14 protein-coding genes and 1 tRNA gene are annotated in these 14,770 nt (G+C 74.5%); 8 read left to right on the forward strand and 7 right to left on the reverse strand.

Annotated elements, in window-relative coordinates:
* Window positions 1–3: 3 nt before the first annotated feature.
* The 4 genes from pruA to AB1207_RS17700 are packed head-to-tail and all read left to right on the forward strand — an operon-like array spanning window position 4 to window position 2,714.
* A complete protein-coding gene (gene pruA / locus AB1207_RS17685; protein WP_367639721.1) occupies window positions 4–1,638 on the forward strand; it encodes an L-glutamate gamma-semialdehyde dehydrogenase in 1,635 nt (544 codons plus the stop codon).
* Between the two features lie 32 nt (window positions 1,639–1,670).
* Window positions 1,671–2,144 (forward strand): phage holin family protein, encoded by a 474-nt coding sequence (locus AB1207_RS17690; protein WP_367639722.1) that lies wholly within the window; start codon window positions 1,671–1,673, stop codon window positions 2,142–2,144.
* Complete coding sequence (locus AB1207_RS17695) at window positions 2,141–2,437, forward strand: DUF3618 domain-containing protein (RefSeq protein WP_367639723.1); 297 nt, start codon at window positions 2,141–2,143, stop codon at window positions 2,435–2,437. Before AB1207_RS17690 ends, AB1207_RS17695 begins: the two co-directional genes overlap by 4 nt.
* Before the next feature lie 7 nt (window positions 2,438–2,444).
* Window positions 2,445–2,714, forward strand: coding sequence for a DUF4235 domain-containing protein (locus tag AB1207_RS17700; RefSeq protein ID WP_367639724.1), 270 nt, complete (start codon window positions 2,445–2,447; stop codon window positions 2,712–2,714).
* A 150-nt stretch (window positions 2,715–2,864) separates the two neighbouring features.
* On the opposite strand, the gene AB1207_RS17705 is transcribed toward AB1207_RS17700, so the two are convergent.
* Together AB1207_RS17705 and AB1207_RS17710 are read right to left on the reverse strand one after the other, a co-directional pair.
* Complete coding sequence (locus tag AB1207_RS17705) at window positions 2,865–3,902, reverse strand: LLM class flavin-dependent oxidoreductase (RefSeq protein ID WP_367639725.1); 1,038 nt, start codon at window positions 3,900–3,902, stop codon at window positions 2,865–2,867.
* A gap of 25 nt (window positions 3,903–3,927) precedes the next feature.
* Window positions 3,928–4,602 carry a VOC family protein gene (locus AB1207_RS17710; RefSeq protein ID WP_367639726.1) on the reverse strand — a complete coding sequence of 225 codons (675 nt, stop codon included), beginning with the start codon at window positions 4,600–4,602 and terminating at the stop codon, window positions 3,928–3,930.
* A 47-nt stretch (window positions 4,603–4,649) separates the two neighbouring features.
* Between AB1207_RS17710 and soxR the strand changes: the two genes are divergently transcribed.
* Window positions 4,650–5,111, forward strand: a complete 462-nt coding sequence (soxR, locus tag AB1207_RS17715) for a redox-sensitive transcriptional activator SoxR (protein ID WP_367639727.1) — start codon at window positions 4,650–4,652, stop codon at window positions 5,109–5,111.
* 20 nt (window positions 5,112–5,131) lie between these two features.
* Window positions 5,132–7,153, forward strand: coding sequence for a SpoIIE family protein phosphatase (locus AB1207_RS17720; protein WP_367639728.1), 2,022 nt, complete (start codon window positions 5,132–5,134; stop codon window positions 7,151–7,153).
* Here AB1207_RS17720 and AB1207_RS17725 read toward each other — a convergent pair.
* From AB1207_RS17725 to AB1207_RS17735, 3 genes are all read right to left on the reverse strand, one after another.
* A complete protein-coding gene (locus AB1207_RS17725; RefSeq protein ID WP_367639729.1) occupies window positions 7,105–7,557 on the reverse strand; it encodes a hypothetical protein in 453 nt (150 codons plus the stop codon). The two genes, AB1207_RS17720 and AB1207_RS17725, sit on opposite strands and share 49 nt — an antisense overlap.
* 23 nt (window positions 7,558–7,580) lie before the next feature.
* A tRNA-Gly gene (locus tag AB1207_RS17730) sits at window positions 7,581–7,653 on the reverse strand.
* Between the two features lie 16 nt (window positions 7,654–7,669).
* The gene (locus AB1207_RS17735; RefSeq protein WP_367639730.1) at window positions 7,670–8,662 is read right to left on the reverse strand and encodes a glycoside hydrolase family 6 protein; all 993 of its coding nucleotides are present in this window, start codon (window positions 8,660–8,662) and stop codon (window positions 7,670–7,672) included.
* A gap of 243 nt (window positions 8,663–8,905) precedes the next feature.
* Between AB1207_RS17735 and AB1207_RS17740 the strand changes: the two genes are divergently transcribed.
* The gene (locus AB1207_RS17740; RefSeq protein ID WP_367639731.1) at window positions 8,906–9,478 is read left to right on the forward strand and encodes a GNAT family N-acetyltransferase; all 573 of its coding nucleotides are present in this window, start codon (window positions 8,906–8,908) and stop codon (window positions 9,476–9,478) included.
* Between the two features lie 83 nt (window positions 9,479–9,561).
* On the opposite strand, the gene AB1207_RS17745 is transcribed toward AB1207_RS17740, so the two are convergent.
* Entirely contained in the window at window positions 9,562–10,083 is a 522-nt protein-coding gene (locus AB1207_RS17745) for an FBP domain-containing protein (RefSeq protein WP_367639732.1), read from the reverse strand.
* A 20-nt stretch (window positions 10,084–10,103) separates the two neighbouring features.
* Complete coding sequence (locus tag AB1207_RS17750; RefSeq protein ID WP_367639733.1) at window positions 10,104–12,827, reverse strand: putative bifunctional diguanylate cyclase/phosphodiesterase; 2,724 nt, start codon at window positions 12,825–12,827, stop codon at window positions 10,104–10,106.
* A 202-nt stretch (window positions 12,828–13,029) separates the two neighbouring features.
* Here AB1207_RS17750 and AB1207_RS17755 point away from each other — a divergent pair, with 202 nt between their 5' ends.
* On the forward strand, window positions 13,030–14,763 hold the full coding sequence (locus tag AB1207_RS17755; protein ID WP_367639734.1) for a putative bifunctional diguanylate cyclase/phosphodiesterase: 1,734 nt from the start codon (window positions 13,030–13,032) through the stop codon (window positions 14,761–14,763).
* The last annotated feature ends 7 nt before the right edge of the window (window positions 14,764–14,770 follow it).

Below are 14,770 nucleotides of genomic sequence, written 5' to 3' on the forward strand. Positions count from 1 at the left end.
GTCGTGCAGTCCGTGACCGACGTCCCCGCCCCGCGCAACGAACCGATCCACGGGTACGCCCCCGGAAGCCCCGAGCGCAAGCTCCTCACCGACGCCCTCGCCGCGCACGTCGCGAACCCCGTCGAGCTCACCCAGACCATCGGCGGGCGGGAGGTGCCCGGCGGCGGAGACCGCGTCGACGTCGTCCAGCCGCACCAGCACGCGAGCGTGCTCGGCACGTTCGGGACGGCGACCCGCGACCAGGCCCGCGCGGCCGCCGACGCAGCGCTCGCCGCCCGCCGCGACTGGGCCGCGATGGACTACGACGACCGCGCCGCGGTGTTCCTGCGCGCGGCCGACCTGCTCGCCGGACCGTGGCGCGAGAAGGTCGCCGCCGCGACGATGCTGGGGCAGTCGAAGACCGCGCAGCAGGCCGAGATCGACGCACCCTGCGAACTCGTCGACTTCTGGCGCTTCAACGTCGCGTTCGGCCGTCGGCTGCTCGAGGAGCAGCCGATCTCGAGCCCCGGGGTGTGGAACCGCCTCGACCACCGTCCGCTCGAGGGTTTCGTCTACGCCATCACGCCGTTCAACTTCACGGCCATCGCGGGGAACCTGCCGACGGCGCCCGCGCTCATGGGGAACACCGTCGTGTGGAAACCCTCTCCGACGCAGACGCTCGCGGCGTGGCACACGATGAAGCTGCTCGAGGCCGCCGGGTTGCCGCCGGGCGTCGTCAACCTCATCACCGGGGACGGCAAGGACGCCTCCGACGTCCTGCTGGCCGACCCGAACCTCGCCGGCATCCACTTCACCGGCTCCACCGCGACGTTCCAGCACCTGTGGCGGACGGTCGGGGAGAACATCGGGAACTACCGCACCTACCCGCGCCTGGTGGGGGAGACGGGTGGGAAGGACTTCGTCGTCGCGCACCCCTCGGCCGACCCCGCGACCCTGTCGACGGCGCTCACCCTCGGCGCGTTCGAGTACCAGGGGCAGAAGTGCTCCGCGGCCTCGCGCGCGTTCGTCCCGAAGTCCGTCTGGGACGTCATGGGTGAGGAGTTCCTCGCCACCGTGGACTCCCTCACGTACGGCGACGTCACCGACCTGTCGAACTTCGGCGGCGCCGTCATCGACGCCCGCAGCTACGCCAAGAACGTCGCCGCGATCGAGCGCGCCCGCAGCACCGACGGCCTCACCATCGCCGCCGGCGGGACGTACGACGACTCCGAGGGGTACTTCGTCCGCCCGACCGTGGTCCTCGGGCAGGACCCGTCCGACGACGCGTTCTGCAGCGAGTACTTCGGTCCGTTCCTCGCCGTCCACGTCTACGACGACTCCCGCCCCGGCGCGTGGGCCGACGTCCTGCGAACCGTCGACGAGGGCGCCCCCTACGGGCTGACGGGGTCGGTCATCGCCACCGACCGCGCGGCCGTCGCCGAGGCGTCGCAGGCCCTGCGGTTCGCCGCCGGGAACTTCTACGTCAACGACAAGCCGACGGGCGCGGTCGTGGGGCAGCAGCCGTTCGGGGGTTCCCGCGCCTCGGGCACCAACGACAAGGCCGGCTCGATCCTCAACCTCCAGCGGTGGACGAGCCCGCGGGCGGTCAAGGAGACGTTCGTCGCGCCGACGACGCACGTGTACCCGCACATGGGCTGATTGGGAGGACCGTGCGCGGGTAAGGGCCCGGCATGACTCAACCCACGGGGTCCGGAACCCGGACCGACGACCTGAGCGTGTCGCACGGCCCGGGCCCGGCCGCGTCGACGACGGAGCACCGCCGCGACGAGAGCGTCGGACAGCTCGTCAGCCAGCTCACCGAGCAGATGTCCCGGTTGGTCAAGGACGAGGTGCAGCTCGCCAAGGTCGACCTCACCGCCAAGGGCAAGAAGGCCGGCATCGGGATCGGGATGTTCTCCGGTGCCGGCCTGCTCGCGTTCTTCGGGTTCGGGGCGCTCGTGACGACCGCGATCCTGGGTCTGGCGTACCTCGTACCGGCCTGGCTGTCCGCGCTCATCGTCGGCGTCGTCCTCTTCGCCATCGCCGCGGTCCTGGCCCTGATGGGCAAGAAGGAGGTCTCGGAGGCCACGCCGCCGGTGCCGCAGGCGGCCGTGGACGGCCTCAAGCAGGACGTCCAGACGGTGAAGGAAGGGCTGCACCGGTGAGCACCCCCACCCCCGGCACGGGGCCTGTCCCCACCGACCGCGACGCCCTCGTCGAGGACATCGAGAAGACCCGCGAGCGCCTCGCGCAGACCGCCGACGCGCTCGCCGCGAAGGCCGACGTCAAGGCCCAGGCCTCGGCGAAGGTCGAGGACCTCAAGGCGACGGCGCAGCACCGCGTCCGCGAGACGAGCGAACGCGCGCCCGGCACCCCGCCGCAGCAGACCGCCGTGCTCGTGGGCGTCATCGTCGCCGCGACGGCGTTCGCCGTGTGGCTCGTCGTCCGGAAGCGGTGAGGCACCCGTGAACGCGGCCAAGCTCGTCTACCGCCCCATCGGCCTCGCGACCGGCGCCCTCGGCGGCGTCCTGGCCGGCGCCGTCGTGAAGCAGGTGTGGCGCAAGGCCTCCGGCGAGGAGGACGCCCCCGACGCGCTGCAGCACGAGTACCCCTGGAAGGAGGTGCTGCTGTCGGCGGCCCTCCAGGGCCTCGTGTTCGCGGTGGTCAAGGCCGCCTCCGACCGGGGCGGCGCGGTGCTGTTCGAGAAGCTCACCGGCTCCTGGCCGGGCGACTGACCATCCACACCCGGGCTGTGGACAGTGTGGACAACCCTGTGCACAGCGCCTCCGGCGTGGGGGGATCGTCGACGCATCGGGCCGAACCTAGGAGCCCGATGCGTCAACGAGCCGCACCCGCCCAGCCCGCGCGGTGACGCAGCGTCGAGGTCAGCTCAGCTCCTTGCGCACGAGCGGCGCGACTTCGGTCCCCAGCAGCTCGACGGCCTTCATGACGTCCGCGTGCGGCATCGTCCCGGCGGACAGGTGCAGCATGAACCGGTCGATCCCCAGGTGCTCGTGCTGGAAGAGGATCTTCTCCGCGACCTCCTCGGGCGACCCGACGAGCAGGGCGCCGCGGCGGCTGCGGGCGGCCTCGTACGACGTGTGCGAGAAGTACCCCCAGCCGCGCTCCTGCCCCAGCTGGTTCATGACGCCCTGGTAGGGCTTGAAGTGCACGGACGTCGCCTGCTGCGTCGTCGGGGCGACGAACCCGTGCGAGTGCGTCGCGATGCGCAGCAGCGACTCGTCGTGCCCGGCCTTGCGCCCCGCCTGGCGGTAGAGGTCGGCCAGCGGGGCGAACTGCTCCGGCATGCCACCGATGATCGCGATGGCCAGCGGCAGGCCGAGGGTGCCGGCGCGCACGACGGACTCGGGGTTGCCGCCGACGGCGATCCACACCGGCAGCTTCGGCTGGACGGGCAGGGGGAAGACGCCCAGCCCGGGGATCCCGGCGCGGTGCTTCCCGCCCGGCCACGTCACCGAGGAGGGGTTCTCCCGGATCGCGAGCAGCAGGTCCAGCTTCTCGGCGAACAGCTCGTCGTAGGCGTCGAGGTCGTAGCCGAAGAGCGGGAACGACTCGATGAACGAGCCGCGGCCGGCCATGATCTCCGCGCGCCCGTCCGACAGCCCGTCCAGCGTGGCGAACTGCTGGAACACCCGGACGGGGTCGTCCGAGGACAGCACGGTGACGGCCGTCGAGAGCCGGATGCGGGACGTGCGGGTGGCCGCGGCGGCCAGGACGACGGCCGGGGCGGACGCCGCGTAGTCGGGGCGGTGGTGCTCGCCGAGGCCGTAGACGTCGAGCCCGACCTGGTCGGCGAGCTCGATCTCCTCCACGACTTCTCGCAGCCGATCGGCGTGCGAGATGGTCGTACCCGTCCCCGGGTACGGCGTGGTCTCCGCGAACGCGCTGATCCCGATCTCCACGATGCCCAGCCCCTTGCTTGAAGTCTCAACGATACGAGACGAGCGTACCCGGGTTCAGCAGCAGAGCGCCACGACCGCGTGTCCCCGACAGCGTGACGTCCAGCCGGGTCGCGCGGGCCGGCCGGTCCCGCGTCGGGAACCAGGGCCGGTCCGGGGCGACGAGCACGAGCAGTCCCTCGTCGTCGCCGACGGCCGTGAACTGCGGCGACCCCGGCCCGCCGAACGTCGGCAGCCCCGCTCCGCGCGCCAGCCGCTCGCGCGCCGTCGGGACGCACGCGACGGGCACGCCGACCTCGCTGACGCCCAGCAGGTGCTCCGGCCCGAACGCCGCACCGCCGAGCCGGTGCGGGAGGCGACGCCGCGCGACCAGCTCGAGCACCGTGCCCCCCGGGGCGTCCTCGAAGTAGACCGAGCAGCCGTCCCACGACGGCGACAGCTCCACGAGCCCGTCGCCCAGGACCGTCGCCCGCTCCCGCAGCCAGGCCAGGGCGGCGGGTCCGGCGTCCCCGGGGACGGTGATCGCCAGGTGCTGCGTGCCGGGCTGCGCGTCGGGGTCGGGGACGAGCTGCAGCGACGTCCAACCCACCTCCACGACACAGCTGGCCTCGGCCTCGTGGACGGTCAGCCCGAGGGCGTCGCGCCAGAAGGCCGCGCTGCGGCGGACGTCGGGGACGGGGAGGACGACGTGGTCGATGCGCACGCAGGGCAGACCACCAGCTCCAGTGCACTGCAGGTCAAGATGGGTCCGTGGCGGAGCTGCTGAGCATCGGGACGGTCGCGGCGCGGGCGGGGGTGTCCGTCGCGGCGCTGCGGCACTACGAGGAGCGCGGACTCGTGCACCCGGTGCGGGACGCCGCCGGCCGGCGCCGCTTCCCCCGCCACGTCCTGCGCCGCCTCGCGGTCGTCGCGGCGGGTCAGCGCGTCGGCCTGTCGCTGGCCGACATCGCCGAGGCCCTGTCGACGCTGCCGACCGACCGCGCCCCCTCGGCGCGGGAGTGGGCGGGCGTGGGGAAGCGGTGGCAGATGCTCCTCGACCAGCGCATCCGCGAGCTCCAGATCCTGCGGACGTCCCTCACGGGCTGCATCGGCTGCGGGTGCCTGTCGATGACCCGGTGCACCCTGTTCAACCCTCACGACGAGGCGGCCGCCGAGGGCGAGGGGTCTCGGTGGCTGCGCGAGGCGACCACGGACGGTGAGCCGATGGTCTAGATGGGCACTAGGTTCGGGACGTGGTCGCCCGTCTGCCCTTCGGAACCGCGACGGACCTCCGTCGCGCGTACGAGGACGTCGACTGGTCGGCGACGGCGGTGGGGCACCCCGACTCCTGGCCCCGTGCGCTGCGCCGCGCGCTGGAGCTGGCGCTGGAGACCCGCTTCGCCATCGTCATCTGCTGGGGCCCGGACCTGGAGATGCTCTACAACCAGGCCTACGTGGAGATGATCGGCGACAAGCACCCCGCGGCGCTGGGTCGTCCGGTCCGGGACGTCTTCGCTGAGGCGTGGGACGACCTGGCGCCCCTCTTCGCGCAGGCCCGCTCCGGCGAGGCCGTCTGGTTCGAGGACATGCCGGTCGTCATGGACCGCCACGGGCACCCCGAGGAGACCTACTTCACGTTCTCCTACTCCCCGGTCCGCGACGACGACGGCGAGATCGCCGGCGTCATGGACATCGCGGCCGAGACGACCCGCCAGGTCCAGGACCACCGGCGCCTCGAGCTGCTCACCCGCCTCGGCGACCTCGCGTCGGAGCTGCAGCCGCCCGCCGAGCTGGCCCGCAAGGCGCTCGACGTGCTGTCCACGGCCCCGCTGGACCTGCCGGCGGTCGACCTGCAGCTGCCCGGCGGTCCCACGACGCTGCCCTCCCCGCCGGCGCCCCTCTCGCCCCGGCAGGTGCTCGTCGAGGATACCGCCGACGGCCGGCTGGCCTGGGTGCGGATCCCTGCCGCGCTCGGCGGGGAGTCGCCCGGCGTGCTCGCCGCGCGCCTCAGCGAGCTGGTGCCCCTCGACGCGGCCTACCGCGACTTCCTGCGCCTGACCGCGGCCACCGTCGGTGACGCGCTGTCGGCCGCCGCGTCCTACGAGGCCGAACGCCGGCGCGCCGACCTGCAGGAGTGGCAGGCCCAGCGGCTCGCGGGGCTGGTCGCCGTCGCGCAGGCGCTGCCGACGGTCGAGACCGAGGACGACGTCCTGCGGGTCCTCGGCCGTGGCGCCGCGGGACTGCTGGGCGCCGACGGCATCGTCCTGGGCCTGCTCGAGGACGGTGCGCTGCGCGTGCGCGGTGACGAGCGCGACCCCGCCGTCGGGGCCCTCGGGGCCGCCCTGCGCGGGACGGCGGTCGTCTCCGACGACGGTGCGACCGCCTGGCCCCTGTGGGTGGGCGACCGCGTCATCGGGGCGCTGGGGTTGTCGTGGCGCTCGCCCCGGGAGCTGTCGGCCGAGGACACCGACCTGCTGACTGCCCTGACGGCGTCCACGGCGCAGGCGCTGGACCGGGTGCGGGCCACCCAGGCCGAGCGCACCGCCGCCGCGGCCGTCCGGACGATGGCAGAGACGCTGCAGCGCAGTCTGCTGACGTCCGCGCCGCAGCCGGAGCACCTCGAGACCGCCGTCCGCTACCTCCCCGCGGCCGAGCACGCGCAGGTCGGCGGGGACTGGCACGACGCGTTCCTCACCGCGGCCGGGGCCGCCTGCCTCGTCATCGGCGACGTCACCGGCCACGACCAGGACGCCGCGGCGGCCATGGGGCAGGTGCGCAACCTCCTGCGCGGCATCGGCTACTCCCTGGAGGTCTCGCCCGCGGCCGCCCTGTCCGCGCTCGACCGCGCGATGCGCGACCTCGGCGTCGGCGCGCTCGCGACGGGCATCCTCGCCACCGTCGAACCGCTCGAGGGCTCCTCGACGTGGCGGTTGCGCTGGTCCAACGCGGGCCACATGCCGCCGCTCGTCGTGGACCCCGACGGCACGGTCGAACTGCTGCGCACCAGTCCCGACCTGCTGCTGGGGCTCGAGGCGGGCTTCGTCCGCGCCGACCACGTCCACGGCCTGTCGCCGGGGGCGACGGTGCTGCTCTACACCGACGGGCTCGTGGAGCGCCGCGGGGCGTCCCTGGACGAGGGTCTGGCCTGGCTCGCCCGGACGGCGGAGAAGTTCGCGGGGTCGGGCCCTGAGGAGCTGTGCGACGGCGTCCTGCAGCTCGTCGACGGTCACGCCGAGGACGACGTCGCGGTCCTCGCGGTGCGCGTCCGGCCCTGACGCCGGCGCCGCGGCGGGTGGGCGTAACCGCCGTCCTCCAGCCCGGCCCACCGCTCGAAGACGTTGCGGTGCGGGAGGTTCCGCGTCACCAGGGCGTTGAGGCCGTAGAGCGTGGCGAACGGCAACGTCCCCAGCAGCGCGTACTGGTCGGCGTGCCGCAGTTCGTGCCGCCTCCGGCGTTCCCCGCCGAGCTCGCCGTACAGCCAGACGTTCCCGACGGTCGTCCCGCCCCGGCCGTACGTGCCGCGGGGCATCCCGGAGCACTCGACGAAGAGGTCGTCCCCGACGAACACGGTGGCCCCGTGGTGCAGCGCCCAGGCGAGCGCGAGCGTGCTGGCGGGCAGGTTGCGGGCGGCGCGGACCGCGATCCAGGCCCAGGAAGCAGAAGAGCGCCGGTCCCTCACGGGGACCGACGCTACTTCCAGAGAGCGGACGACGAGACTCGAACTCGCGACCCTAACCTTGGCAAGGTTATGCGCTACCAACTGCGCTACGTCCGCACGTGCAGTGACGACTCTACACGCCGACCAGGGCGAGGGCGTACCCCTCGAACCACTCCCCGGCCGCGGGTTCACCCGGACGGCAGCTCCCGTCGGACTCCCCGGGGCGCTTCACCCACAACCAGGCGTCGACGACGTCCTCGCCCGTGAGCGTCGTGGGCAGGCGCCCGATCCGGCGTCCCGGCGGGTTGCACCAGTCCTCGTCGCGGCCCGTGGCGACCGGCGCGCCCGCCCCGTTCCGGCTCGTGTCGACGACGAAGTGCGCCCCGCCCAGGAGGTGGGACAGCTTGCGGCCGTAGGCGACCGTGACGTCCGTGGGCTGGAAGTTCGAGACGTTGAGCGCGAAGCCCGCGGCCCGGTCGATCCCCGCCGCCCGCAGCGCCGTCGCCAGCGCCGGCAGGTCCTGCACCCAGCCCGCGTGCCCCGCGTCGACGTAGACGTGGGTGCCGGGCAGGGCGGCGAGGACCTCGACGGCGCGGCGCAGCAGCCCGAGCCGGTCCCGCCGGTCGACGCCCGAGCAGCCCGTGACGGCGAAGGCCACGGCGTCCGGTTCGAGGACGACGACGGCCGGCCGGTCGCCGATGCCGGCGGCCAGGTCACGGATCCAGGCGAGGTAGGCGTCGTCGTCCGCGGCGCCGCCGGCGGAGAAGGACCCGCAGTCGCGGCCGGGGACGTCGTAGGCGACGAGGACGGGCAGCTCGCCGGCGGCCGCTGCAGCCGTCGTCAGGGCGCGGGCCCGCTCACGCGGGGCGTCACCGGTGAACCACGTCGCCGTCGGCGCCTGCGCCAGGGGGCGCAGCGCGTCGGCGAGGTCGGTGCGTCCGGCCGTCTCGTAGGCGGCGAGCTGGGCGTGGGCCAGGGAGTCCGGGTCGGACCAGAGCGGGCGCAGGCCGAGACGCGGCACGGACTCGCCCACGGCACCTCCCCCCACGGTCAGCGCGGCGACGAGCCCGCCGACGACCCCCAGCACACCCGCGCGCCGCAGCGGTCCCCGCACCACGTCCACCACCCGTCGAGCGGGCCGGTCCCGCAGCCGCCAGTCCACCGCACGCACCGGCCCGCCGACCACGCCCGGTGACCGCCGTGGACCCGCCCGGGTGAGCGGACCGCCCGTGCGGCCCAGTCCCCCACCCCCCCCGGTCCCGCGTGGAAAACACTCTTTCCGCCCCTCCACGCCCCTTCCTGAGGGCGGAAAGTGTGTTTTCCACGCGGGCCCTGGAAGCGGCGGACGACGCAGGGTCACGATGGGGGCATGGCGATCGAGGTGCGCCCGGCCACCGTCTTCGAGGACGTCGCCGCGCTCGTCGGCCCCAAGCGGCCGGACGCGAACGTCTGCTGGTGCCTGAGCTACCGCCTCCCCGGCGCCGAGCACCGGGCCCTCGCCGGCCCCGCCCGCGAGGAGCGGGTCCGGGAGCTGGTGCGGGAGGACCCGCCACCGGGCGTCCTGGCCTACGAGGACGGCGAGCCCGTGGGCTGGGCCGCCGTGCACCCGCGGGCGGACACGTCCTTCGCGACCAACCGCCGCATCCCGCACGTCGACGACCTGCCCGTCTGGTCGCTGTGGTGCATCCGGGTCCGCCCCGGCCACCGTGGGCAGGGCATCGCCCACCACCTCGTCGAGGGCGCCGTCGAGTTCGCGCGCGAGGACGGAGCGCCCGTCGTGGAGGCCTACCCCGTCGACAACGGCGGGGAGCGCGTCGACCTGACGATGGCCTACGTCGGGACGCGGTCGCTCTTCGAGGCGCACGGGTTCACCGTCGCGGCGCCGACGACGTCGACGCTCGCCGGGTTCCCGCGGGTGCTGGTGCGGCGCGACCTGCGCTGACGTGGTGGGACCGCCGACGCAACCAGCTCGGCGGACGAGCACGACGCGTCGACGATCCCTCCGACGCGCGACGGCCCCGACCCTCAGTCCCGCGTCGCCAGCACCTTCGCGGCGAACGCCGCGGCCCGCTCCCGCAGCGCGTCGCGCCGTTGGGAGATGCTCAGGCCCGGGTCCGGCTTGAGCGTCGGCGTGGCCCGCAGGACGCGGACGTTGTCGGCGCACGCGAGGTCCGAGCACAGGTAGGTGCCGACGGTGTTGTGCTTGCGCCCCGACTCCCCGGCACGCGCGGCGACGAAGAGCGAGACCTCCCCGGGCGCGCGGGTCGTGCGGCACAGGTCGCACATCGCCGTCGCGCGCACGCCCTTGCCGGGCGTCGCGCGCAGGGCCAGGCCGACGACGGCCTTGCCCAGCGGGACGAGCAGCCAGCCGCGTTCGGGGGCCTTGGGGTCGCGCCAGCCGACCACCTCGTGGACGGGGTCGCAGTCGTGCACCCAGTCCGGGACGCGCATCCGGTGCGCCTCACCGCGGGAGCAGTTCGTCATCGTGGAGCGGATGGCCTCGTCGGTCAGCTGACCGTCCTCGAGGTCCAACGTTGCCGGGGACACGACCGTCGAGCGTACGCCCGTCAGGAAGCCTTCTCGAAACGGCAGGTCGCGTCGAAGATCTCGTGGCACCCGGTCACGGCGGCCGGCAGCCGGTCCGCCGAGACGGGCCGGGAGAAGTAGTAGCCCTGCGCGGTGTCGCAACCGACGGCCTGCAGCGCGTGCACCTGCGAGGCCTGCTCGACGCCCTCGGCGACGACGCGCAGGCCGAAGCTGCGGGCGGCGCCGACGACGAGCCGGACGAGCTCGACGGTGCGCGGGTCGTCGGAGTCGACGAAGCTGCGGTCGATCTTCAGGACGTCCACGGGGACGCGGGCGAGCTGGCCGAACGACGTGTAGCCCGTCCCGAAGTCGTCGATGGCGATCTGCACGCCGATGGCCCGCAGCTCCTCCAGGCGCGCCCACGCGGCGTCGTCCTCGACCATGACGGTCTCGGTGATCTCCAGCGCGAGCCGTTGCGGCGCCGTGCCGGACGCCTCGAGCGCGGACCGGACGTCGTCGACCAGGCGCGGGGAGCGCAGGTGGCGGCCGGAGATGTTGACGGCCACCTTCAGGCCCGATCCCGGACCGCCCGCGGCGTCGAACTCTGCGAGCTGCGTCAGCGACGTCTTCAGTGCCCAGCGTCCGAGGTCGCAGATGAGGTCGGAGGCCTCGGCGACGGGGATGAAGACCCCCGGCGGCACGAGCCCCTCGCCCGGCTTCTGCCAGCGCACGAGCGCCTCGACGCTGCGGACGCGGCCCGTCTCCAGGTCCGTGACGGGCTGGTAGTGCAGGACGAGCTCGTCCTCCACGAGCGCCCGCCGGAGCCCGTCCTCGAGCGCGGCCTGGGCGGCGAGCGCCTGCCGCAGGTCGTCGTCGTAGACCTCGACGCGGCCGCGGCCGGCGTTCTTGGCGCGGTAGGCGGCCGTGTGGGCCTCCTGCAGCAGCCGGTCGGCGGCCTCCCCGGACTCGTCGAGCGGGGCGCCGGCCTCGACGCGGCTCACGGCCACGCCGACGCTCGCCCCGATCACGGCCTGCGACTCGGCCGAGCCCAGCAACGGGATGGGGGCCGAGACGGTGTCGATGAGGGCCTGCCCGAAGTCCAGCAGCCCCTTCTCGTCCTGCACGGGCTCGACGAGGACGACGAACTCGTCGCCGCCGAGGCGCGCCACGACGTCGACACCCCGCACACGCTGGCGCAGCCGCTGCGCGACGGTCTGCAGGACGGCGTCCCCGGCGACGTGCCCGAGGGAGTCGTTGACGGTCTTGAACTGGTCGAGGTCGAGGAACAGCAGTCCGACGCGGTCACCGGTGCGGTGGGTGCGGCGCAGCGCGCGGTCGATCTGGGCGAGCGCTTCGGCCCGGTTGGGCAGCGTCGTCAGCGCGTCGTGGGTGGCCTGGTGGGCCATCTCCTCCTGCAGCTGCTCCCGGTCGCGCATGACGCCGAGGATCTGCTGGACGGAGGCGTGCACGACGCCGCCGAGGGGTCCGCCGACGGGTCGCTGCAGGATCTCGTCGTCGAACGCGCCGTCCGCGACGGCCTGGGCCTGCGCCTGCACCGAGCGCAGGCTCGCGACGGCCGCGCCGAGACCGTGCGCGACGACGCGGGTCTCCGGGGGGCCCTCGACGACGACGTCGACGAGCTCACCGCGGCTGATGGAGCGGGCGGCGCCGGCGAGGCGGGCCAGCGGGGCGGCGATCGACCGGCTCGTCCACAGCACGCCGCCGACCGACAGCAGCAGCAGCAGGCCGGTCGCGCCGGCGTACTTGACCAGCTCGGTCTGGGCGTCGACGCGGTACTGCTCGGCGGCCCGGACCGCCTGTGCGGCAGCGATGTCGAGCACGGAGCGGAGGGCGTCGTCGCGGCCGACGACGGCCGAGCTGAGGGAGACGAGCACGGCGGAGTCCGGCGGGGTGTGGTTGCCGGAGGCCACGGCCCCGGCGAGCGTGCGGTCGACGACCTGGGTCTGCTCGTCGGCCAGGGCCGCGGTCCAGCCCGAGCGGACGCGGGCCTGCCCGGAGGCCGTGACGTCGGCGGAGGCGATCTGGAAGCCGGACCAGCTGCGCAGGAACAACTGGCGCGCGGGACCCTCGGCGCCCTCGGGTGCGGAGAGGAACCCGAGGTAGTACGGCACCTCCTCCCCGGCCAGGGTGGTGGCGTGCGCGGTGCGGCGCAGGTCGGCCAGCGCGTGCGCGAGGTCGGTGTCGCCGCCGCCCTCGACGTCGGCGGTGGCCAGGTGCGCGTCGACGGCGTCGCTGAGGTCGTCGACGAGGTACCGGTACTTGTCGAAGAGCTGCCGGTTGCTCGTCTCCCGCTCGCTGGGGGTGTCGCCGGCTCCCCAGGAGGCGCGGACGGCGGTCAGGCGCTCGGTGGCCGCTTCGATGCGGGGGCGGGCGAGGGCGTCGTCGCGGGCCTCGGCGGCGGCGGCGTCGGTGCGGGCGGTGGCCTCGTCGAAGAGCGTGTGCAGGTCGGTGGCGAGGCCGCTCTCGCGGGTCGCGGACGGTCCCTCGGCGCCGAGGTCGACGAGTTCGACGCTGGAGACGAGGGGGATCGCCTCCTCGGCGATGCGGGCGCGGACGGCGTCCAGCGCGACGGCGGCGCGGACCTGGCGGACGGCGTCCTCGGCGGCCTGGACGCGCTGGAAGCGGTGCAGCACGAGGATGGAGGCGAAGGCGGAGAAGCCGACGATGGGCACCAGGACGAGCACGAGCAGCCTGGTCCGCAGGCTGATCGCGCGTCGGCCGCGCTGCTCGGGAAGGTCCGCCACCTGGAGAGGATCGGCGTCCTGCACCGCTTTCCTGAGCGCACCGCCCGACCGGCCGCCCCGCCCTGACCCGTTCGGCTCAGCGAGGTCCGCATCACCGCGGTGGATGAGCCGGTGGATTGTGTCGAAGGCCCGCAGGAGGCACACTCGACGCACAGGATCTTCTAGAAGATCCGACGGTGGGGTCCAGGGTGAGGGGTACGCCGTGCAGCAGGACGAGGAGCCCCCCGGGGCCGGGTCCGACGCGGGACCGCAGGAACGGCTCGACGTCGCGCGCGCCCTGCTGACCGCGACGACGGGCCTCGCCGTCTGCGACCTGCACGGCCTCGTCCTGGAGGCGGGCGACGCCCTCGTCGCGCAGCTCGCCCTCGACCCGCGCGGCCGCAAGCTCGGTGAGCTCCTCTCGACGCCCGGGTCCGTCGAGGAGCCGCTGCCCGTCGACCGCCTCGTCGAGGACCTCCTCGCCGGCGCCGAGCACGTCCTGACCGGGGCCCTCGTCCGCCGGCCCGACGGGCAGGACCAGCACTGCACCGTGATGATGACCCTGGGCGACTCCGGCGGCGCGGGCCACGTGCTGCTGGTGCATGTGGCCTCGTCCGGCTCCAGCCCCCGGGGCACGCGTCCCGGGCCCGGTCGCGACGCGCTGACCGGGCTGCGGGACCGGGCCGGGGCCGTGGCCGACCTCGCCGACCGGCTCGCCGCGGGACGCACGGCTGACCGCCCCCGGCTGGGCGTCATCGCCTGCGACCTTGACCGGTTCCGCGTCGTCAACGACAGCCTCGGGGTCGAGGTGGGCGACCAGGTGCTGGCGACGGCCGCAGAGCGGCTGGCCGTCGGCCTGCGCGGAGGGGACGCGCTCGCCCGGGTCGGGGACGACGAGTTCCTCGTCGTCCTCGCCGGCCTGACCGACGAGGTGGAGGCCGTGGACGTGGCGCACCGCATCACGCGCAGCCTGGCGGCCCCGGTCCGCGTCGACGGGCCGGACGGTCCCCAGGAGGTCAGGTGCTCGGCGAGCACCGGTCTCGTCCTCGTCGACCTGCCCGTGACCGCGAGCGGTGGAGGTCCTGGAGGAGTGGTGGACGCCGGGACCGTCCTGCGCGACGCCCACACCGCCCTCGACGCCGCCAAGGCCGCCGGCGGGTCGAGCTGCCGCGTCTTCACCGACGCCCTGCGCGAACGCGCCGACCGCCGGCTGACCGTCGAGAACGACCTGCGCCGCGCTCTGCAGGAGGGTGAGCTCCGCGTGCACTACCAACCCGTCGTCGACCTGCGCGACGGCCACCGGACCGGGTTCGAGGCCCTCGTCCGCTGGGCGCACCCGCGACGCGGGCTGCTGCTGCCGGAGCAGTTCCTCGACGTCGCCGAGGACGCAGGCCTCGTCGGCCTCGTCGACGGCCTGGTCCTGGAGGAGTCCCTCGGGTTCCTCACCCGCCACCCCACCGCCCGCGTCGCCGTCAACACCTCCGCCCGCTGCCTCGACGGGACGTTCGCGCCGACGGTGGCCCGGGACCTGGACCGCCGCGGACTGGCCCCCGACCGGCTCACCGTCGAGCTGCTCGAAGGGTCCCTCGTCCCCGGCGACCCCGTCACCGAGGCCGAGCTGCGCGACCTCGCCGCCCTCGGTGTCGGCGTGCTCATCGACGACTTCGGCACCGGCTACTCCACGCTGTCCTACCTGCGCCGGCTGCCCGTGACGGGGCTGAAGCTGGACCGCTCCTTCGTCGCCGACCTGCCGCAGGACCCCGGGTCGGACCGCATCGCGGCGGCGGTGGCCCGGCTGGCCGACGACTTCGGCCTCACCTCGACGTGCGAGGGGGTCGAGACCGCCGACCAGGCCCGGCACCTCGCCGCCCAGGGCTGGCAGTCGGCCCAGGGCTTCCACTTCGGGGTGCCCGGGCCGGAGGAGCGGTGGTTCCCCGCGGGAGCGCAGGGGGCCTGAGCTCCCC

This window comes from Kineococcus endophyticus (assembly GCF_040796495.1).
GTDB classification, from domain to species: Bacteria; Actinomycetota; Actinomycetes; order Actinomycetales; family Kineococcaceae; genus Kineococcus; species Kineococcus endophyticus.

Bases quoted from the DNA above. Each gene is read 5' to 3' on its own strand.
- AB1207_RS17690 (WP_367639722.1), top strand. From the start codon at position 1,671: ATGACTCAACCCACGGGGTCCGGAACCCGGACCGACGACCTGAGCGTG.
- AB1207_RS17740 (WP_367639731.1), top strand. From the start codon at position 8,906: ATGGCGATCGAGGTGCGCCCGGCCACCGTCTTCGAGGACGTCGCCGCG.